Here is an 18,986-nt window from a genome sequence, read left to right on the forward strand (position 1 = left end):
TTTCTTTTCGATGCCAGTGGCTCCGAAATTCAGAACGAGAGACCGGACGCTTCGAGCGCTCCGAAGACATAGCCCGGGACCCCGTCGACGGACCAGAGGGCGAACCCGATCGCGGCCAGAGTCATCGCCGGCCCGAGGAACACGACCTCGAACGGCCCACCCGCACGGATGGAGATCGCGCGCGGAAGTTTGAACTCCCACCATCGTTTGCCTTGCCACGGCACGAAGGGTGCGAGGAAGGGGATCCCCTCCTTGGTGATCGCATCACCCAGACAGTGGGTGACACACCCGAGGGCGACGGCGACCCCCAGGCCGGTCGATCCCACCTCCCCGGGGAACGCCGTCCACATCACGACCGAGAGGATGGCAGTGACGACGGTGACGATGAACCACCCGTACTTCTTGGCCCAGGTGCCGAACAATCCGCGCAGCGCGAGACCCAACGTGATGAACAGGACGCCGATAATCGCGTTCCGTCCGAACTGTGCGACCAGCACCGACACCCCCGCACCCAACAGAGCCGCGAACAACGCCGTGTGCGTCATGGTGCGGTGGCCACCGGTCCGCTTCCGATCCTTACGCCCACGTGTGACGTTGTAATACCCGGCCGAGACCGCGCCGACGCCCCTGGCGAACGTCTGGCTCACCGGACCGAACGACCGAGCGACGGTCGACTGTGATGTATCGAGATCGGGCAACAGCGCCGATCCCGCGCAGACGCCCGCGAAGGCGAGAATCTCCGGCGTCGATGTCGGGCCACCCCATTCCCGCGGCAGCACGTCGGCGACCAGGAGACCGACGAGCGCTCCGGATACCGCATGGGTAGGTCCCATCACCATGTCGGACAACACCTTTCGTTCGAACTCCGCCACCCGCCCGATCGGAGGGGATCGAACACCCAACCTAGCAACCACTACCGACACACCCGTCACACGGATCACTGGCGAAACTCTCCGGAACGGCCGAAAGGCCGCCCACCGGGGACGGTGGGCGGCCTTTCGCGTTCATCGTTCAGTTCAGGCGAGCTGCGCCTGCCACATCCAGTGAAGCTGCTCGAGGCGAGCAGCCTGACCGATCAGCAGATCCTGTGTGACCGGGTCTGCATCGCCGGTGACCTCGATACCTTCACGCAAGCGTGCGATGACCGCTGCGAGATTACCTACGATCGAAGCGACGACCTCGGTGTCCTTGCTCCAGCCGTCGCCGAAGCCCTTGGTTCCGCTCTCACGGGCAACCGTTGCGACCCGGCCGTCCGGGCTGACACCGATGGCGGTCAGCCGCTCGGCCACCTGATCAGTGAATTCGCGAGCAGTGGCGACGAGTTCGTCGAGGTCGAGATGGATACTACGGAACTGGGACCCGACGACGTTCCAGTGCGCCTGCTTGCCGATCAGACTCAGATCGATCACATCCACGAGCACGTTCTGTAAGGCGTCTGCGGCAACCTTCCGGTTCCCGTCCGACAGCGTGCTGCTGATGGGGCTGTTCATCTTTCGCACTCCTCTCAATTTCGTAACTACCGTTGGGTTCAACAGTTTTCATTCCCGAATACTTCCGGGCCGAAACATTTTGTGGCCGACTGCACATCCGGATGAAGCCCGGGGTGTGTCACAGGATCGTGTCGGCGGGGCCGACGCCCGTGACCCGATCCCCGCCGCGAGGCATGATGGTTGTACGGTTCATCATCAACCGACCTAGGGGGTTCGCACCATGGACGCGCAGTCATTGATCGTCTGGGCACTGGCCGTTGCGATCTACTTGTGGGGCCTGGCCTGAAGCGTCGGACGCACCCGAGAGATCATTCGCCGCCGGACCGCACGCCTTCTTCGACCTTCTTCCCGAGATCGGTGTCGACATTGCGCCAGTATTCGAAGATGCGCTCGTACAACGCCTCTGACGTGCCGGCCAGGACATGGCCGACGATGTTGCCGACCAGAAGTTCCCGCGTAGCGTCGTCCATGACCTCTCGGACCAACGTGCCCGCCTGACCGAAGTCGTCATCCTCTGCGTGCTGCACATAAGCAGCTCGCACCGCCTCGGTTCCGAAGTCCCACAGTCCATCGTCGCCCGCACGCTCAGGATCCGCATGTGGACCACCGAAGCTGTTCGGTGCGTAGACCGGCGTCGCGGGGTCGTTGAACGAGTACGTCATGTTCCCGTCCTGCGAGTACGACTCCACCTTGTTCTTCGGGGCGTTGACCGGCAGCTGCGCGTGGTTCGCTCCCACGCGGTAGCGGTGTGCGTCGGCATAGGAGAACACCCGGCCCAACAGCATCTTGTCAGGTGAGAATCCAATTCCTGGCACGACGTTCGACGGCGCGAACGCAGCCTGCTCGATCTCTGCGAAGAAGTTGCGCGGGTTGCGGTTCAGTGTCCAGGTCCCGACCTTGATCAGCGGGTAGTCCTTCTGCGACCAGACCTTGGTGAGGTCGAACGGATTGAAGCGATAGCCCTCGGCCTCTGCAACAGGCATCACCTGCACGTGCAGCGTCCAGCTGGGGAATTCACCCCGTTCGATCGCCTGGTACAGATCGGCCCGGTGGTAGTCGGGGTCGGTTCCGGCGAGCACGTCCGCCTGAGCAGCGGTAAGGGTTTCGATGCCCTGGTCGGTCTTGAAGTGGTACTTCACCCAGAATCGCTCACCGGCGGCGTTGATCCACTGGTAGGTGTGGGAGCCGAAGCCGTCCATGTGCCGCCAGGTACGAGGAATGCCGCGGTCCCCCATCAGCCAGGTCACCTGGTGCGCGGTTTCGGGACGCAGCGTCCAGAAATCCCACTGCATGGTGTGGTCGCGCAGGCCGGAGCCGGGTAGGCGCTTCTGCGAATGGATGAAGTCGGGGAACTTGATCGGATCCTTGATGAAGAAGACCGGTGTGTTGTTGCCGACGAGGTCGTAATTGCCGTCCTCGGTGTAGAACCGCACCGCGAAACCACGCGGGTCGCGCCACGTGTCCGGACTTCCCTGCTCACCGGCAACCGTCGAAAATCGCACCAGCGACTCAGTTTTCACACCGGGCTGGAACAACTTCGCCTTCGTGTAGGCGCTCACGTCCTCGGTCACGACGAGTTCACCGAATGCCCCACCACCCTTCGCGTGGACCACTCGCTCGGGGACACGTTCACGGTTGAAGTGTGCGAGCTTCTCGATGAGGTAATGGTCGTGCAGCAGGATCGGGCCTTGCGCGCCCGCGGTCAGCGAGGTGTCGTCACTGGCTACAGGGTTACCGGCGTTGTTGGTGGTGAAACGGGTGTTCGTCATGTGAGACCTCCGTATCGGCGATTACCCGTGAAACCGGGTACGACGCGTCGACACGGGTCGCCGGAGCGACACCGTGCATGAAGTGAATGTGGATATCGAAAGGGTTCAGCGGCAGGACTGACACAGACCCCAGAAGGTCACCTCGGCTTCGTCGACGACGAAACCTCCGGCATCCGACGGAGTCAGGCAGGGTGCAGCACCGACGGCGCAGTCGACGTCGACGACGGTGCCGCAATTACGGCAGACCAGGTGGTGGTGGTTGTCTCCAGTGCGGGTCTCGAACCGTGCCGGAGATCCGGCCGGCTCGATCCGCCGGAGAAGTCCGGCACCCACGCAGGCCCTGAGTACGTCGTACACGGCCTGGGTCGAGACCTTGCCGAGCTCGTCTCGCACAGCGGCGGCGACCTCATCGGCATCCGAATGTGGGTTCCGGGCAACCATATCGAGTACTGCAACACGCGGAGCCGTCACCCGGAGCCCCACGGAACGAAGCTGTTCCTTGGGGTCGAAGTGTGAGTAATCCGTTCGTTGCATGCCACCAGTATGCCGCTTTTCTGGAATTAGTCAAGAAAAGGATCGGTGTGGCCGTGATCACCGGATAGGGTGGGCACGGTCGCCTCCGTCAAGGGGAAGGAACATCCCATGCCCGACTACGGTCAGACACTCCGGTTCGGAAGCTTTCTCACGCCCACCGCGGCCGACGCCACGGTCGTCGACCTCGCCGTACGATCCGAACGTGCCGGACTGGACCTGGTCACCATCCAGGACCACCCGTACCAACCCCGCTTTCTCGACGCATGGACTCTGCTGACCTGGATTGCAGCAAAGACCGACACCGTGACGATCTCTCCGAATGTCGCGAATCTTCCGCTACGAGGACCAGCAATCCTCGCGCGCAGCGCCGCATCGCTCGACCGGCTCAGCGGCGGGCGCATCGAACTCGGATTGGGGGCCGGGAGCTTCTGGGACGCCATCGCCGCCAACGGGGGGCCACGACGCAGCGCAGGAGAATCGGTCGACGCACTCGTCGACGCCATCACGGTGATCCGAGCCCTCTGGTCGGACGAACGCGGGGCAGCACGTGTCAGCGGCGAGCACTACAGCGTCGACGGCGCCAAGCGCGGACCTGCCCCACTGCACGACATCGGAATCTGGCTCGGTGCGTACGGGAAGCGGATGCTGGCGGTGACGGGACGCTACGCCGACGGATGGCTACCGAGCTCTTTCAATGCCGGACCGGACGCACTCGGCGCGATGACCGAACGAGTGGACGCGGCTGCACAGGAGGCGGGTCGCGACCCAGCTGCGATCCGCCGCCTGTACAACATCAGCGGCACCTTCACCGACTCGGCCGACGGTTCGTTCCTCAACGGGCCGCCGCGAGTATGGGCCGAACAACTCGCCGATATGGCGTTGCTGCACGGCACCGGCACGTTCATCCTCGGTAGCGACTCCGCCGACGACCTCGAACGCTTCGCCGGAGAGGTCGCGCCACAGGTGCGCGACCTCGTCGACGCGGAGCGGAATGCAACCTGACGCGGTTCAGCGATTGCGGGGCAGGACGGTGAGGACTCGCTCGATGTGCTCGCGAAATTCCTCCATGTACTTCCGGAGGAAGTCCGCGGTCGAGGCATCGGAGATCGACCCGTCGGCGGTGTAGATGTCCGGGTCGAAGGTGATGTAGCCCTCAGGAGCCGTCATCTGGCGGGTGTTCGTGAAGCTCAGCACCGCCCGCAGACTCTGCTGGGCCAGCGCAGTACCGATAGCGCCGGGAGATGCACCGATTACCGCGACCGGCATGTGGTCGAAGGAGTTCTGGCCCCACGGCCTCGACGCCCAATCGATCGCATTCTTCAACCCTCCGGGAATCGACCGGTTGAACTCGGGCGTGACGAACAGGATCGCGTCGACCGCTGCGATAGCCTCCTTGAGATCGCGTCCCTGCGGCGGGTAATCGGAGTCGTAGTCCTGGCTGTACAGCGGCAGGTCCTTGATCGGGATCTCGACGAAGGACAGGTCGTCCGGCGCCAACTTGATCAGGGCTTTCGACAGAATGCGATTGATCGATGTGGAGGACAGGCTGCCGACGATGTAGCCGACCACATATGCGCTCACCGATACTTCTCTTCGGAGGAGGATCACGTGAACTGGAGGATCACGTGAACTCCATCATGCGTACACGCGGAACTCTTCGTGGCGATTCCATCGATGTTCAACCGACCGTCGCCGCGGAGACACCTGAGGGGCCGGCCGCTATGCGCGGACGACCCCTCGGGTGAGCCGGAAGAACTAGATCGGCCGCGCTCCCTTGAGTGCTGCAATCGCCTTCGCGACGCCCTCCCCGTAAGCGGGGTCGCACTGGGTGCAGTTGTCGATGTGGCGCTGCACCACAATCTCTTCAGCGCCGTCGATCGCGCGGGCGGTGTTCTCGAACAATGCTTGCTTCTGCTCGTCGCTCATGTTGTTGAACAACGCGCGGGGCTGCGAGAAATAGTTGTCGTCGTCCTCGCGGAAGTTCCACGCGTCGGCGACGTCGCCCACCGACTGAGGCGGATTGCGGTACTCCGCCTGCTCCTGCCACTGACCGTAGCTGTTCGGCTCGTAGTGCAGCTTGCCGCCGTGATTGCCGTCGACCCGCATCGCGCCGTCGCGGTGGAAACTGTTCACCCCGTTCTTCGGAGCATTGACCGGGATCTGGAAGTGATTGACTCCCAGTCGGTACCGCTGCGCGTCTCCGTATGAGAACAGGCGCCCCTGCAGCATCTTGTCGGGTGAGAAACTGATACCCGGAACCACGTGCGCGGGGTTGAAGGCGGCCTGCTCGACTTCTGCGAAGTAGTTGTCGGGGTTGCGGTTGAGTTCCCACTCGCCGACTTCGATGAGAGGGTAGTCGCCCTTCGGCCAGACCTTCGTCAGATCGAACGGGTGGTAGGGCACCTTCGCGGCGTCGGCCTCCGGCATGACCTGGACACACAACTTCCACTTCGGGAAGTCGCCGGCCTCGATCGCGTCGAAGAGATCACGCTGATGGCTTTCCCGGTCGGCGCCGACGAGTTCGGCCGCCTCGGCGTCCGTGAGGTTCTTGATGCCCTGCTGGACACGGTGGTGGAACTTCACCCAGAACCGCTCGCCCTCGGCATTGATGAAACTGAAGGTGTGCGATCCGAAACCGTGCATATGCCGGTACGAGGCGGGGATTCCTCGGTCGCTCATCACGATGGTGACCTGGTGCAGCGACTCCGGCAGGTTGGTCCAGAAATCCCAGTTGTTGTTGGGACTACGCAGATTGGTGCGCGGGTCGCGCTTGACGGCGTGGTTGAGGTCGGGGAACTTCAGCGGATCTCGGAAGAAGAAGACCGGGGTGTTGTTGCCGACGAGGTCCCAGTTTCCGTCCTCGGTGTAGAACTTGACCGCGAAGCCGCGGATGTCGCGCTCCGCATCGGCAGCACCGCGCTCGCCGGCGACGGTGGAGAACCGCGCGAACAGCTCGGTCTTCTTGCCGACCTCTGAGAAGATCTTGGCCGTGGTGTACTGCGAGATGTCGTTGGTGACGGTGAAGGTCCCGTACGCACCCGACCCCTTCGCGTGCATCCGGCGTTCGGGAATGACCTCGCGGTCGAAGTGCGCGAGTTTTTCGAGGAACCAGACGTCCTGGAGAAGTTGCGGACCTCGCGGTCCAGCAGTGATGACGTTCTGATTGTCGGGGACGGGGGCACCTGCGCCGGTCGTCAACTTGTCCTGAGTCATAGTCGTCCCTCCGTAAACACGCGTGGGTGTGCGTGCGTTGAGTCGAAGTTCGTATCCAGTTGTCGCTCTACCACTCCGGGCTGCGGAGCGGCGCGTATCCCTGGCGTTCCACAACGTGGGCTCGCGCTGTGCCGCCAGTCACACTTCACCACCTTTTCTTGAATAGGTCAAGAAAACGAGGCACAAAGTCCCGATGCACCGGCGTGCAGAACCGGAACATCACGATTCAACCTACCCGGCACGGGACCGGTCGTCAGGGAAATACCATCCGAATCACCAGCCGCATGCATCACAGGAGAACCATGGCCATTCGATCACGCTCGCCCTTGCTCGTCACTGTGGCATGCGCGCTCCTCGTGGCCACCTCCCCCTCTGCGCACGCAGGCGGGATATCGGGAGTCGTCAGCGCCGACGAGATCTCGGTCGGGGCAGGCAACGCACATACCTATGTCGCGTTCGACGACGACCGTGCTCCGACCTCGGTCGGTGTCCGCCTCGACGCCGCCGCCCTCGATGAGCTTCCGATCGGGATGTTGCCGACCACGCAGGAGTACGTCCTGCCACTACCCGAACAAGCCGCGACCACCATCTTCGATCACGTGACCCTCGACTGGAATTCGCACGGCCACAACCCCGAGCACGGCTTCGACATCCCCCACATCGACGTGCACTTCTACTTGATCGACTCCGCGGCCAGAAGAGCGATCGATCCGCTGACGCCGGGGTACATCGAGGCTTCCACTCGACTTCCCGATCCCCGGTATCTACCGGACGGTTACGCCGCCGGCGACGATCCGCTCCTGGGCACGGTTCCAGGTATGGGGCTGCACTGGCTCGACACCGGCGAACACGATCACCACTTCACCGAAACCGTGCTGCACGGGACGTGGGACGGGCAGGTCGTGTTCATCGAGCCGATGATGACCCGCGAATGGCTCACGTCGAAGCCGGATCTGCACGAGGACCTGCCACAGCCCGCCGCCTACCAGCAGTCGGGCGCGTACCCCACGACCTACTCGGTCACCTGGGACGAGGCCACGCAGGAGTACGTCATCGAACTCGGCGGGCTCACACCGCGGGAACCGTCCTGAGCGAACCGCGCCGGCCTCAGCCCTGCACGACCTGAAGGCCCTGCGCCCCCGCGTACGCGAGCGCCTGCCCGAAATCGATCTTCGCGCCCCGCAGGCTCGCGGAAACCCAGAGCATCGCGTCGACGCGCGCTCCGGTCAGGTCTGCTCCGTCGAGTCGTAACCCACCCGCACGCACGCCGCTGAGGTCAGCGCCGACGAGCAGCGCTTCCCGCAGATCCGCCTCGACCAGGTTCGCCTCCCGTAGTCGGCAACCGCTCAGGTCGGCCTTCCGGAGGTCGACACCGCCGAGCGAGGTCAGACTGAAGTCGACCTCGTCGAAGGTCATCGGCCGCATTCGGCAGTCCCGGAAGACCGAGCCGAGAAACGTCGAGTTCCGGAAGGTGCTGCCGCGCAACTGCGTGTACTCGAATGTGCAGTTCCGGAACGCCGAGCCGGAGTGCGTCGACCCGGTGAGATCCGCACCTGTGAAATCGCAGTCGGTGAAGGTGACCGCTTCCGTCCCGAGCCCGGAGAGGTCCGCATCGTGGAATGTGCAGCCCACATATTCCTGACGACGCCACTCCTGCCGCGGCAGGCGAGCATCCGAATAGTCCTCCCCTACGATCTCGTCGATACCGGCTTCGAAGGTGGGGTCACTCATGCCCTCCAGTGTTCACCATGGCCGGTCACGCGGATCGAGGCCTCCTGTCATCGCTCGATACGCGCAGGCCCTGTCGCCATCGAACCCGAAGTGATGACGATTCCGTGATGGGTGCCCGGCCGGAGCCAACGATCCAGCGTCGGCCCCTCGGCTTCCACCGTGACCCGCGCATACCGGAAACGGCCACGCAAACGCGCAGACGCGCGACACAGTGCGCCGTCCCCGTCCGGCTGCGCGAACGACAGTCCCCCGACGATCGGAAGCTGCGGCCCGCGCGGTGACGCGGAAGTCCGCACCTTCCAGCCCTCCGAGACAGCGGTGAGGTCTCCGAGAACGTCCCCCGAGAATTCGGCAAGCACCTTCGGCAACTTCCAATGCTCACGGCCACCGTGTACCGACGGTTCGGAATCGACAGCGATGAACGGTACTGCCATCGCGGGGATCGGACCCCGGCGAAGAACCGGGCTGGCCAGAATCTCCCGATAGGGACCGACCGGGGACTCCAGGTAGTTGACCATCATCGCCAGTGTCATCGGCACGATCGGCCCTCCGGGACCGTATTCACGGGCCGCAGGAGTACTGCGGTGCCACCACAGGGTGGCGCGCACGCTCGCCGGCCACGGTGGCGGTGGCGACGCCGGCCAGTCCGTCCGTCCGTCGTCGCTTTCAGGAACGCTCCACAGCACCGGCCGTCTCCTCACGTCGTATCGGAAAAAGAGGTAGGCGCAGCGCGCCGGGTGCCTCTGCTGGCACAGCCGGTCGAATCGGATGCACAGGTTTCACCGGCGCATAGGGCGCCCCGAGCTCGGGCCGGGTATCGTCCTCGCCCTTGTTCGGCCACAACGCCATTGCTCGCTCCGCCTGGGCGGTGATGGTGAGCGAGGGGTTGACGCCGAGATTCGCGGTGACCACGGAGCCGTCGACCACATGAAGGCCTTCGTGCCCGTACGCGCGCAGATAGGGATCGACGACACCCGTCTCGGGCGAGTCACCGATCACGCAACCGCCGAGGAAGTGCGCGGTCATGGGGATGTTCACGAGATCGAGCAGTGATCCACCCGGATCACCACCGATCTCGTCGCCCACCCGCCGGACCGCCTCGTGCCCGACGGGGATCCACTCCGGTGGCGGATTCCCGGGACCCTGCTTGCTGGTGACACCGTGTCCGAGCGGGCTTCGCCTGCTGGCAAGTTCGAGGGAGTTGTCGTCGGTCTGCATCACGAGCGCGATGACGGTGCGTTCGGACCATCGTCGCACCGACAGACTGCGTAGGAACGCTCGCGGATTACGGACCGCCACACCGACGAACTTCGCCAGCCGCGGTACTCTTCCCCCGCCGTCGACGAGGAGCGCCTGCAGAAGTCCGATCGCGTTGCTGCCCTTTCCGTATCGCACCGGCTCGATGTGGGTGTGATCGTCCGGGTGGAAAGATGAGGTGATCGCAACTCCTTCGGTGTAGTCGACGTCGCGACTCTGCGCCGTTGCTGCGAGTACCGCCTCGGAATTGGTCCGAACGACACGACCGAGCCTCGGCGACAACCGGGAGAGATCGCCGCCCTCACGCATCGCGAGGAGCAAACGCGCGGTGCCGTAGTTTCCTGCCGCGACTACGACCTGATCAGCGGTGAAAGTCTTGCGACGCTTACGGATACCGTTCGTGCTGCGTGTCTCTATCTCGTAGCCGCCACCCGACCGGGGCGTGACCCGTGTCGCGGTGGTGAGGGGATGGATCCGCGCGCCCGCACGCTCTGCGAGATGGAGATAGTTCTTGACCAGGGTGTTCTTGGCACCTACGCGGCACCCGGTCATGCAGCTGCCGCACTCGGTGCATCCTGTGCGCTCGGGGCCCGCTCCGCCGAAGAACGGGTCGGGGACGGTCTTGCCCGGTTCGTCGAAGAAGACACCGACCGGAGTCGGACCGAAGGTGTCGCCCACGCCCATATCGTCGGCGACCTTCCGCATCACCTCGTCGGCAGGGGTGACGCTCGGGTTCTCACGCACCCCGAGCATCCGCGAGGCCTGCTCGTAATAGGGCGAGAGTTCGGTCTCCCAATCGGTGATGTGCCCCCACTGTGGATCCTGGAAGAACCGTGACGGCGGACGGTAGAGGGTGTTCGCGTAGTTGAGCGAGCCCCCTCCGACTCCGGCTCCGGCCATGACGAGTACGTCCGGTAGGAGGTGAATACGCTGCACGCCATAACATCCGATCGCAGGTGCCCACAGATACTTGCGGAGCCTCCAGCTGGTTTTCGGAAGCTCGTCGTCGGCGAAGCGACGGCCTGCCTCGAGAACTCCGACCCGGTAACCTTTCTCGGTCAGACGCAGAGCGGAGACGCTCCCACCGAATCCGGATCCGATGACGAGGACGTCGTAATGGGTCATGCTCGTACTCCCGAGTTCGTGGCCCGCAGGGCATAGTTCTCTGCATCGAACTCCCTGGTCCGATTACGGTAGTGCCAGGTGAAGGTCGGCCACATCACCGAGTTCCGGCCGGTCTTGTCGAGGTACCAACTACTGCAGCCACCGGTGTTCCAGACCGTGCCTGCCAGCATCGGGTCGAGTTCTTCGGCGTAGCGGCGCTGCGCGTCGGCTCTGACCTCCACCGCATCGAGGCAGCGCACGCGCATGACGCGCAGCGCATCGGCGATGTACGCGGCCTGGGATTCGAGCATGTACACGATGGAGCTGTGCCCGAGGTTGGTATTCGGGCCGTACATGAGGAACAGGTTCGGAAAGCCGTTGATGCTGATTCCCAGGTGCGCCGAGGGGCTTCCGCTCCACACGTCCGCGAGGCTCCGCCCGTCTTCACCTCGGATATGCTGCGCAACAGGAGGTTCGGAGGGAGTGAAACCTGTCCCGAAGATGATCGTGTCGACGGGGTACTCGTTGCCTGCAGCGTCGACGACTCCGTTTTCGGTCACCGCGGTCAGCGCCGACGAGACGACCTCGACATTACGACGGGTGATTGCCGGAAACCAGTCGTTGGACAGCAGAATTCGCTTGCAGGTGATGGCGAAGTCCGGCGTGAGACGGTTGCGTAGTTCGGGATCAGGTACCTGCTTGCGTAGGACCGAACGGGCGCGCTTCTCGAACAGCGGCAGCGCGCACTTCCGCGCGAGGGGCTTCGTCATCCCGATGACATACATCTCCTTCTGGCCGTACACGGCACCGCGCACGGCCTTCTGGATCAGAGGAAAGCGGCGGTACAGCGATCGAACCGGAGAAGCGATCGCGTGATCACGCTTGGGCATCACCCAGGATGCGGTGCGCTGGAAGAGCGTAAGGCGGTCGACCTCGCCGACGATCTCCGGAACGAACTGGATGGCCGATGCTCCGGTACCGATCACCGCGACCCGTGTGCCGGTCAGGTCATGGTCGTGGTCCCACTCTGCGGAGTGGAACATCTTCCCGCGGAAGAGTTCCAGGCCCTGGACCTTGGGCAGGGTGGGGGTCGAGAGGGCGCCTGTCGCGACGATGAGCACGTCGGCGGTGAGGTCGCCACGCGAGGTCGACACCGCCCATCGCGCTCGCTCTCCGTCCCACTGCGCATCGCGCAGCTCACACCCGAACAGGGTGCGCCGCGTGACGCCCAGTTCGCCCGATACCCGGCGGAGGTACGCGTAGATCTCGGCCCGAGTACCGTGTGCCCGCTTCCACTCGGACTCCGGCGCAAACGAGAAGGAGTACAGAGCACTCGGAACATCGCATGCAGCACCGGGATACGTGTTCGCCCGCCAGGTCCCGCCGACATCGTCGCCGCGTTCGACCACGAGGACATCAGCGGCGGGATCGTCACGCAAGATCGTGGCGGCCATCCCGATACCACCGAACCCCGCGCCGACTATGAGCGTACGGACGTGCCGAGGGAGCGTTTTCCTGCCGGTCGCATCGCCAGATTTCATTTCATCACCAGAGCCTTCCACGCCGGAAGCAGCCGCTTCCGGAACTCACGATCGGTTTCGGGGGTGCGCATCAGAGCCGATACCGCCAGCCCCCGAGCGAGCTCGATACTGAGATCGATCGACTCGGAGCTCATCCGGTCACCCATGATCTCCATCAATCCCAAGCGCAGCGCATCCGACACCTTGCGCTCCAGTGGGACCATCGCGGTGTGCAATGCCGGATCGGTGCGCGCTGCCACCCACAGTTCGAGCGCGGCATCGAACAGCGGCCCGGAGAACGCATCCATCAGCGTTTCCATCCCGACTTCGGGATCCGGCTCGGCTTCGAGGATTTCGACCAGGCGCTTGTCGACCAGATGCTCCACAGCCGCGACGACCAGCGATTCCTTGGTCGGAAAGTGGTGGAGCTGCGCTCCACGCGACACCCCGGCCCGCGTGGCGATGCCGTGAGTACTGGTGCCCGAATACCCCAGTTCGACGAGGGATTCGACCGCCGCGTCGAGCAACTTCCCGCGCGTCGCTGCGGTGCGTTGCGCTTGAGTTCGCGAGCCCGCCGCTACAGTGTCGTGGATCACGATACCGAGCGTAACGGCAAATCAACAAACAGTCCAGACTGTTTTTATCTTCTACCTACGGTGCCGCAGGGTGCCGAGACCCATTCGAGACCCAACCCGGGGCCAAACAGTGGCACACAGAGCAGAATCGCTTACGCGCACAGCAATACCGAGCAGTAAGGGAGTCCCGATGACATCCACTGAAACCACCGGTACACACGTCTCGACCCTCGCCGAACTCGCCGGATACGTCGGCAGACCCCTCGGCCTCAGCTCCTGGATCACCGTCGGACAGGATCGGATCGACACCTTCGCCGACGCCACCGACGACCATCAGTGGATCCACATCGACCCCGACCGCGCGAAGAAGGAAAGCCCGTTCGGCGGACCGATCGCACACGGGTATCTGACACTCTCGCTGATCATCCCGATGTGGTACGAGGTACTGAAGGTGGACAGCGTGACGCTGGCACTCAACTACGGCCTCGACAAAGTTCGATTCACCAACCCGGTACCGGCCGGCGCGCGGGTGCGACTCGACGCAACCCTGAAATCACTCACGGAGCTGCCCGAAGGCGGCGTCCAGATCGTCATCGAGGGCGTGATCGAACTCGAGGACAGCGAACGCCCCGCAGTTGTCGTCGAGGCGATCTATCGCATGTTCGAGTGACAGCACCCCCGGAACGAGGAACGGCACCCTCGATCGTGACGATCGAAGGTGCCGTTCGCTCGAAATACGCGCAGCAGTCTACCGAGCCAGAAGCTCCGCAATCTGAATGGTGTTGAGCGCAGCACCCTTCCGCAAGTTGTCGCCCGACACGAACAGCGCAAGCCCACGTCCCTCGGGGGCTCCCGGATCCTGGCGGATACGACCGACCAGCGACACGTCGTCACCGGCAGCGGCGAGTGGCGTCGGCACATCGACCAGCTTGACCCCCGGAGCAGACGCGAGGACCTCCTGCGCGCGAGCGGGCGAAACGGGACGCTCGAACTCCGCGTTGATCGAAAGCGAGTGACCGGTGACGACCGGGACGCGCACACATGTACCCGAAACGAGCAGGTCGGGAAGACCGAGGATCTTGCGCGACTCGTTGCGCAGCTTCTGGTCCTCGTCGGTCTCACCGGATCCGTCGTCGACGATCGCCCCGGCCATCGGGAGAACGTTGAACGCGATCGGCGCGACGTACTTGTCGGGCGCCGGGAATTCCACGGCACTGCCGTCGTGCACGAGCTTCTCCGCGTCACCGATGACGGCGCGCGCCTGGCCGAGGAGTTCTTCGACGCCTGCGATACCACTACCCGACACCGCCTGGTAGCTCGAGATGACCAGTCGCTGCAGACCCGCCTCGTCGTGCAGGGCCTTGAGAACCGGCATCGCAGCCATCGTCGTGCAGTTCGGGTTGGCGATGATGCCCTTCGGCGGGTTCTTCGCCTCCTCCGGGTTCACCTCGCTCACCACGAGTGGAACCTCTGGATCCTTGCGCCACGCCGACGAGTTGTCGACGACGGTCGCGCCGGCTGCCGCGAACCGCGGAGCCTGCTCACGCGACAGGGTCGCGCCGGCAGAGAACAGGGCGATATCGATGCCCTTCAAGTCCTCGTCGGAAGTCGCGGCCGCGTCCTCGACGACGATCTCCTCCCCGCGGAACGGGAGCTTCTTGCCAGCAGAACGCGCCGACGCGAAGAACCGCACCTTGTCGGCCGGGAAGTTGCGCTCCTCGAGAAGGGTGCGCATGACGATGCCGACCTGCCCGGTCGCACCGACTACAGCGATGGTTGTCATGGCTTACCGTCCCGTCCCTGCGTGCACGACGGCTTCTTCCTCGCCGCCGAGTTCGAACGCGGCGTGGAGTACACGCACCGCGTCGTCGAGTTCGTTGTCATCGACCAGCACCGAAATGCGGATCTCGGAGGTCGAGATGAGGTCGATGTTGATGCCGGCATCCGCCAATGCCTCGCAGAACTTGGCGGTCACGCCGGGGTGGCTCTTCATACCCGCACCGACGAGCGACACCTTGCCGATGTGGTCGTCGAACAGCACCTGGGTGAAGCCGATCTCGTCCTGACGCTTGCTGAGCAGCTCGACGGCGCGCGGACCGTCGGAGGTCGGCAGCGTGAAGGTGATATCGGTCTTGCCGGTCTCCACCTTCGAGATGTTCTGCAGCACCATGTCGATGTTGATCTCGGCGTCGGCGACAGCGCGGAACACCTTCGCGGCGTAGCCGGGCGTGTCGGGCAGTCCGACAACGGTGATCTTCGACTCGCTGCGGTCGTGTGCAACGCCGGTGATCAGGGCTTCTTCCACGGGGATGTCCTCCATCGATCCGGTCACAAGGGTGCCGGGCTTGGTGGTGTACGACGAACGAACGTGCACGGGCACGTTGTAGCGGCGGGCGTACTCGACGCAGCGCAGCATCAAGACCTTGGCCCCACATGCTGCGAGTTCGAGCATCTCTTCGAAGGAGACCTTGTCGAGCCGCTGCGCATCCTTGACGATGCGCGGGTCGGCGCTGAACACGCCGTCGACGTCCGTGTAGATCTCGCAGACGTCCGCGTTCAGCGCGGCGGCAAGAGCGACAGCGGTGGTATCCGATCCGCCACGACCGAGCGTCGTGATGTCTTTGTTGTCCTGACTGACGCCCTGGAATCCGGCGACGAGCACGATGCTGCCCTCGTCGAGCGCAGTCCGCACGCGACCGGGCGTCACGTCGATGATCTTCGCCTTACCGTGGCTGCCGGTGGTGATGACACCTGCCTGCGAGCCGGTGAAGGACCTGGCTTCGGCGCCGAAGGAGTGAATTGCCATCGCGACGAGGGCGTTGGAGATGCGCTCACCGGAGGTGAGAAGCATGTCCATCTCACGTGCGGGCGGGGCCGGGCAGACCTGTTGGGCGAGGTCGAGGAGTTCATCGGTCGTGTCGCCCATTGCCGACACGACCACAACGACGTCGTTGCCCGCCTTCTTGGTCTCGACGATCCTTTCAGCGACGCGCCGGATCCGTTCGGCCGTCGAGACCGACGATCCTCCGTACTTCTGGACGACGAGTGCCACGCTGGCGAACCTCCGGGGTCTTGGGTACAAGTCCAGGAAGCAAGCTTACCGATGCCGACGGCCTGCGCAGCCCTCGCCCTATCCGGATACGGTCGTGTACAAAAGCATGACGTTGTAATCGCTCCAGCGTGAGACCGTGAAATAAAGGTCGTCACCGGTCGACCACGGATGGATGAACGGCGCATACAGACCCCCGGCCCGATCCCGCGTCACGAGCGGGCGAGGCTCACTCCACGGACCCTCGGGCGATACGCTGGTCCGCAGTTCGATCGCGCCGTCGGCATCGTCGCCGTAGAGCATGACGAATCGGTCGCCGGTGAAATGAACCGACAGCTCGCCCACCGCACCCGGGACGATCGGCACAGCACGATCGACATCACCCGGTATCCATCCGTCCGCGGTCCAGTACTCGTACGCGGCGAGGTCGAGGAGCCGGTGCTCGGGCACGCGCGAGAGGAACGCAGCGCCGAACCTGCCCTGAGGCGTCCCGTAGTCGTAGAGATAGCCGCCGTGCCGTACATACGCGTGCTGTTGGAAGTTGGCGTTGCCCACCGACAACTGTTGGACGCCCGGAATGTCGAGGGGCACGTTCAGTCGCGCGGTGGCCGGGTCGACGTGCCAGGTCTCGCCGTTGTCGACGGAGGTGCCGATCATGGAGGCGTTGGTCCACCATTCGCCGTGATCGCCCCAGGCGCGCACCGACATGAAGTTGATGTACTGCACGCCGTCCACGGCGATCCCAGCGGTGGGGATCACCGTCTTCTCGATCCCTTCGATTCCGAGCGCCCCCACCAGCTCACGGGAGAAATCAGGAGCATGCGCATCCACGGGCGAACCGGCGTGAATATCGCCGGGAACCGAGTCGGGAACGTCGATGCCGTCGGCCAGGCTCGCGTCTGCGCTGCGCATGAGGATGTTGTGCCGCCACTGTTCACCGGGGGCGGCACAGTCTCCGAAGGTGTCGCCGAACGCCATGAGAATCCTGCGGTCCGGTCCGGCTGCGCCGTTGTCCCACATGATCGCCAGGTCGGTACCCGAAACGGAGAATCGCGTGTCGGTCCGGTTGTCGCTACGCGGTCCGGTGACCCATGCGACGGCCCGCGTGGGCCCTGACCCCAGGTCCGGTAGCAGGTTGTTCGGCGCTCCGGGCAGGAGATCCGCACTACCACCGCTACCGAGGCCTCCGCTACCGAAACCACCACTACCGAGCCCGCTACCACTTGGGCTCTCGTGGCCACACGGTTCGGCGCCTGCCTGCACGGCAAATGGCACCGTTCCACCCAGTGCGATGACAAGGGCGCAGCCCCCGATGGCCGCCCTCCTGGAAGACCGCATGAACCACACCCCTCACCACTCGCCTGGTACCAATGTGACTGGTGATACTCGAGTTACCTCTGAGCACAATAAGGCGTCGAGGTACGAACATGCGGGAAGCACTGATTTCGATCGGGTCACGAACGCACCCGGGTCACCCCCCACCTCCGGCGATGTCGATCTCGACGAGGCGTCGACGCAGCACTCGGGCGATCGACTCGTTGCCCGTCACCGCGAGCGCGGCACGATAAGCCTCCGCTGCCTCGGCGAATCGACCGGCACGGCGCAACAGGTCGGCGCGAGCCGGCTCGTACAACCGGCGCAGTTCGGCATTCTTCGGCACCGCAGCAAGCGCGTCGAGCCCCGCATCCCATCCATCACGGAACCCGAGCGCAACTGCCCGGTTGATCTCGACCACCGGCGAGCCCGTGAGCGCGATCAGACGGTCATAGGCTGCCGCGATCACCGACCAGTCCGTGTGCTCCCACGACGGCGCAGTGGCGTGCACTGCCGCAATGACTGCCTGAAGCAGGTACTGCCCCGTCGAACCGGCAGCCCGATCGAGCACGGCCAAGCCCTGAGCGATGGAGTCCCCGTCCCATTGCGTTCGATCCTGATCTTCGAGCGGCAGCAGTTCCCCACTGCTGTCACGACGGGCACCGCGCCGGCTGTCCTGGAGCAGCATGAGAGCAAGCAGCGCCCACGCTTCCTCCTCGTCCGGCATTAGCATGCACGTGAGGTGGCCGAGTCGGATCGCCTCGGCGCACAGGTCCGAACGAATCGGGGAATCCCCCGCCGTCGCTGAATAGCCCTCCGTGAACACGAGGTAGATACACGCCAGCACTTGCGGGACACGTTCCGGCAGAAGATGTTCGGCAGGGAGCCGAAGCGGGATCGCCGCATCCCGGATCTTGGCCTTCGCGCGAGTGAGTCGCCTCGTCACAGCCGATTCGGACTTCAGGAATGCGCGCGCGATCTCGGTCGCCGTGAGGCCGCACACCAGCCGCAGGGTCAGCGCGACCTGCGCGTCGCGGCCGAGGGCCGGATGACAGCAGGCGAAGAGCAAGCCCAGCTCATCGTCGCGCACCGCGCGGGGCTCATCGTCGCGCAGCGCACCGTCCTCCGAGTCCCCCGAGCGTGGCGGCGGTGCGAGCGCGATCGCCGCGGATTCCTTCCCGCTGCGTGCGGCCTCCCGACGCAACCGATCCACTGCGCGGTTACGGGCCACCGCGGTGATCCACGCCCCGGGGTTCGAGGGGACACCACGTTCCGGCCACGTCCGCAGGGCCTCGACGAAGGCGTCCTGAACAGCGTCCTCGGCGAGGTCGAGATCGCCGAACGCACTCACGACGGACGCGACTGCACTCCAGTGCTCCGCGCGGAACACCTCCGCCGAATCCATGCCCACTGCTTACTCGTCGATCACC

18 protein-coding genes are annotated in these 18,986 nt (G+C 64.4%); 3 read left to right on the forward strand and 15 right to left on the reverse strand.

The window, feature by feature from the left end:
- Window positions 1-29 precede the first annotated feature (29 nt).
- The 4 genes from HCA61_RS23835 to HCA61_RS23850 all read right to left on the reverse strand — a co-directional run bounded on the left by HCA61_RS23835 (window position 30) and on the right by HCA61_RS23850 (window position 3,793).
- Window positions 30-839: a metal-dependent hydrolase gene (locus tag HCA61_RS23835; RefSeq protein WP_169690773.1), complete on the reverse strand. Its 810-nt coding sequence runs from the start codon at window positions 837-839 to the stop codon at window positions 30-32.
- Between the two features lie 177 nt (window positions 840-1,016).
- Window positions 1,017-1,490 (reverse strand): DNA starvation/stationary phase protection protein, encoded by a 474-nt coding sequence (locus HCA61_RS23840; RefSeq protein ID WP_169690668.1) that lies wholly within the window; start codon window positions 1,488-1,490, stop codon window positions 1,017-1,019.
- Window positions 1,491-1,798: 308 nt separating this feature from the next.
- The gene (locus tag HCA61_RS23845) at window positions 1,799-3,259 is read right to left on the reverse strand and encodes a catalase (protein ID WP_169690669.1); all 1,461 of its coding nucleotides are present in this window, start codon (window positions 3,257-3,259) and stop codon (window positions 1,799-1,801) included.
- Window positions 3,260-3,364: 105 nt separating this feature from the next.
- Window positions 3,365-3,793 carry a Fur family transcriptional regulator gene (locus HCA61_RS23850; RefSeq protein WP_169690670.1) on the reverse strand — a complete coding sequence of 143 codons (429 nt, stop codon included), beginning with the start codon at window positions 3,791-3,793 and terminating at the stop codon, window positions 3,365-3,367.
- 108 nt (window positions 3,794-3,901) lie between these two features.
- Here HCA61_RS23850 and HCA61_RS23855 point away from each other — a divergent pair, with 108 nt between their 5' ends.
- Complete coding sequence (locus tag HCA61_RS23855) at window positions 3,902-4,795, forward strand: LLM class flavin-dependent oxidoreductase (protein ID WP_169690671.1); 894 nt, start codon at window positions 3,902-3,904, stop codon at window positions 4,793-4,795.
- Window positions 4,796-4,801: 6 nt separating this feature from the next.
- Here HCA61_RS23855 and HCA61_RS23860 read toward each other — a convergent pair whose 3' ends face one another.
- Both HCA61_RS23860 and HCA61_RS23865 read right to left on the reverse strand, forming a co-directional pair.
- Window positions 4,802-5,374 (reverse strand): NADPH-dependent FMN reductase, encoded by a 573-nt coding sequence (locus HCA61_RS23860; protein ID WP_169690672.1) that lies wholly within the window; start codon window positions 5,372-5,374, stop codon window positions 4,802-4,804.
- A 174-nt stretch (window positions 5,375-5,548) separates the two neighbouring features.
- Entirely contained in the window at window positions 5,549-7,006 is a 1,458-nt protein-coding gene (locus HCA61_RS23865; protein WP_169690673.1) for a catalase, read from the reverse strand.
- 302 nt (window positions 7,007-7,308) lie between these two features.
- On the opposite strand from HCA61_RS23865, the gene HCA61_RS23870 reads away from it, so the two are divergent.
- The gene (locus HCA61_RS23870; protein WP_169690674.1) at window positions 7,309-8,097 is read left to right on the forward strand and encodes a DUF5602 domain-containing protein; all 789 of its coding nucleotides are present in this window, start codon (window positions 7,309-7,311) and stop codon (window positions 8,095-8,097) included.
- A gap of 16 nt (window positions 8,098-8,113) precedes the next feature.
- Here HCA61_RS23870 and HCA61_RS23875 read toward each other — a convergent pair whose 3' ends face one another.
- Genes HCA61_RS23875 through HCA61_RS23895 form a run of 5 tightly spaced genes read right to left on the reverse strand, consistent with a single transcriptional unit; the run spans window position 8,114 to window position 13,214 of the window.
- The gene (locus HCA61_RS23875) at window positions 8,114-8,737 is read right to left on the reverse strand and encodes a pentapeptide repeat-containing protein (protein ID WP_169690675.1); all 624 of its coding nucleotides are present in this window, start codon (window positions 8,735-8,737) and stop codon (window positions 8,114-8,116) included.
- A gap of 47 nt (window positions 8,738-8,784) precedes the next feature.
- Window positions 8,785-9,420 (reverse strand): acetoacetate decarboxylase family protein, encoded by a 636-nt coding sequence (locus HCA61_RS23880; RefSeq protein ID WP_169690774.1) that lies wholly within the window; start codon window positions 9,418-9,420, stop codon window positions 8,785-8,787.
- The gene (locus HCA61_RS23885) at window positions 9,404-11,119 is read right to left on the reverse strand and encodes a GMC family oxidoreductase (protein ID WP_169690676.1); all 1,716 of its coding nucleotides are present in this window, start codon (window positions 11,117-11,119) and stop codon (window positions 9,404-9,406) included. Before HCA61_RS23885 ends, HCA61_RS23880 begins: the two co-directional genes overlap by 17 nt.
- Window positions 11,116-12,639, reverse strand: coding sequence for an NAD(P)/FAD-dependent oxidoreductase (locus tag HCA61_RS23890; RefSeq protein ID WP_169690677.1), 1,524 nt, complete (start codon window positions 12,637-12,639; stop codon window positions 11,116-11,118). Before HCA61_RS23890 ends, HCA61_RS23885 begins: the two co-directional genes overlap by 4 nt.
- Window positions 12,636-13,214 (reverse strand): TetR/AcrR family transcriptional regulator, encoded by a 579-nt coding sequence (locus HCA61_RS23895; RefSeq protein WP_169690678.1) that lies wholly within the window; start codon window positions 13,212-13,214, stop codon window positions 12,636-12,638. The genes HCA61_RS23890 and HCA61_RS23895 overlap by 4 nt, the downstream gene beginning before the upstream one ends.
- Window positions 13,215-13,383: 169 nt before the next feature.
- Between HCA61_RS23895 and HCA61_RS23900 the strand changes: the two genes are divergently transcribed.
- On the forward strand, window positions 13,384-13,863 hold the full coding sequence (locus HCA61_RS23900) for a MaoC family dehydratase (protein ID WP_169690679.1): 480 nt from the start codon (window positions 13,384-13,386) through the stop codon (window positions 13,861-13,863).
- A gap of 78 nt (window positions 13,864-13,941) precedes the next feature.
- Here the strand turns inward: HCA61_RS23900 and HCA61_RS23905 are convergent, their stop codons facing one another.
- The 4 genes from HCA61_RS23905 to HCA61_RS23920 form a co-directional block, all read right to left on the reverse strand.
- Complete coding sequence (locus HCA61_RS23905) at window positions 13,942-14,976, reverse strand: aspartate-semialdehyde dehydrogenase (RefSeq protein WP_169690680.1); 1,035 nt, start codon at window positions 14,974-14,976, stop codon at window positions 13,942-13,944.
- A 3-nt stretch (window positions 14,977-14,979) separates the two neighbouring features.
- Window positions 14,980-16,245, reverse strand: coding sequence for an aspartate kinase (locus HCA61_RS23910; RefSeq protein WP_169690681.1), 1,266 nt, complete (start codon window positions 16,243-16,245; stop codon window positions 14,980-14,982).
- A 78-nt stretch (window positions 16,246-16,323) separates the two neighbouring features.
- Window positions 16,324-17,580: a DUF4185 domain-containing protein gene (locus tag HCA61_RS23915; RefSeq protein WP_169690682.1), complete on the reverse strand. Its 1,257-nt coding sequence runs from the start codon at window positions 17,578-17,580 to the stop codon at window positions 16,324-16,326.
- Window positions 17,581-17,713: 133 nt separating this feature from the next.
- A complete protein-coding gene (locus HCA61_RS23920; protein WP_169690683.1) occupies window positions 17,714-18,961 on the reverse strand; it encodes a sigma-70 family RNA polymerase sigma factor in 1,248 nt (415 codons plus the stop codon).
- Window positions 18,962-18,986 lie beyond the last annotated feature (25 nt).

The sequence above is a fragment of the Rhodococcus sp. HNM0563 genome (assembly GCF_012726195.1).
In the GTDB taxonomy this organism is placed as follows: Bacteria; Actinomycetota; Actinomycetes; order Mycobacteriales; family Mycobacteriaceae; genus Rhodococcus.

Bases quoted from the DNA above. Each gene is read 5' to 3' on its own strand.
- HCA61_RS23835 (WP_169690773.1), bottom strand. From the start codon at position 839: ATGGTGATGGGACCTACCCATGCGGTATCCGGAGCGCTCGTCGGTCTC.
- HCA61_RS23840 (WP_169690668.1), bottom strand. From the start codon at position 1,490: ATGAACAGCCCCATCAGCAGCACGCTGTCGGACGGGAACCGGAAGGTT.
- HCA61_RS23845 (WP_169690669.1), bottom strand. From the start codon at position 3,259: ATGACGAACACCCGTTTCACCACCAACAACGCCGGTAACCCTGTAGCC.
- HCA61_RS23850 (WP_169690670.1), bottom strand. From the start codon at position 3,793: ATGCAACGAACGGATTACTCACACTTCGACCCCAAGGAACAGCTTCGT.
- HCA61_RS23855 (WP_169690671.1), top strand. From the start codon at position 3,902: ATGCCCGACTACGGTCAGACACTCCGGTTCGGAAGCTTTCTCACGCCC.
- HCA61_RS23865 (WP_169690673.1), bottom strand. From the start codon at position 7,006: ATGACTCAGGACAAGTTGACGACCGGCGCAGGTGCCCCCGTCCCCGAC.
- HCA61_RS23870 (WP_169690674.1), top strand. From the start codon at position 7,309: ATGGCCATTCGATCACGCTCGCCCTTGCTCGTCACTGTGGCATGCGCG.
- HCA61_RS23875 (WP_169690675.1), bottom strand. From the start codon at position 8,737: ATGAGTGACCCCACCTTCGAAGCCGGTATCGACGAGATCGTAGGGGAG.
- HCA61_RS23885 (WP_169690676.1), bottom strand. From the start codon at position 11,119: ATGACCCATTACGACGTCCTCGTCATCGGATCCGGATTCGGTGGGAGC.
- HCA61_RS23890 (WP_169690677.1), bottom strand. From the start codon at position 12,639: ATGAAATCTGGCGATGCGACCGGCAGGAAAACGCTCCCTCGGCACGTC.
- HCA61_RS23900 (WP_169690679.1), top strand. From the start codon at position 13,384: ATGACATCCACTGAAACCACCGGTACACACGTCTCGACCCTCGCCGAA.
- HCA61_RS23905 (WP_169690680.1), bottom strand. From the start codon at position 14,976: ATGACAACCATCGCTGTAGTCGGTGCGACCGGGCAGGTCGGCATCGTC.
- HCA61_RS23915 (WP_169690682.1), bottom strand. From the start codon at position 17,580: ATGCGGTCTTCCAGGAGGGCGGCCATCGGGGGCTGCGCCCTTGTCATC.
- HCA61_RS23920 (WP_169690683.1), bottom strand. From the start codon at position 18,961: ATGGATTCGGCGGAGGTGTTCCGCGCGGAGCACTGGAGTGCAGTCGCG.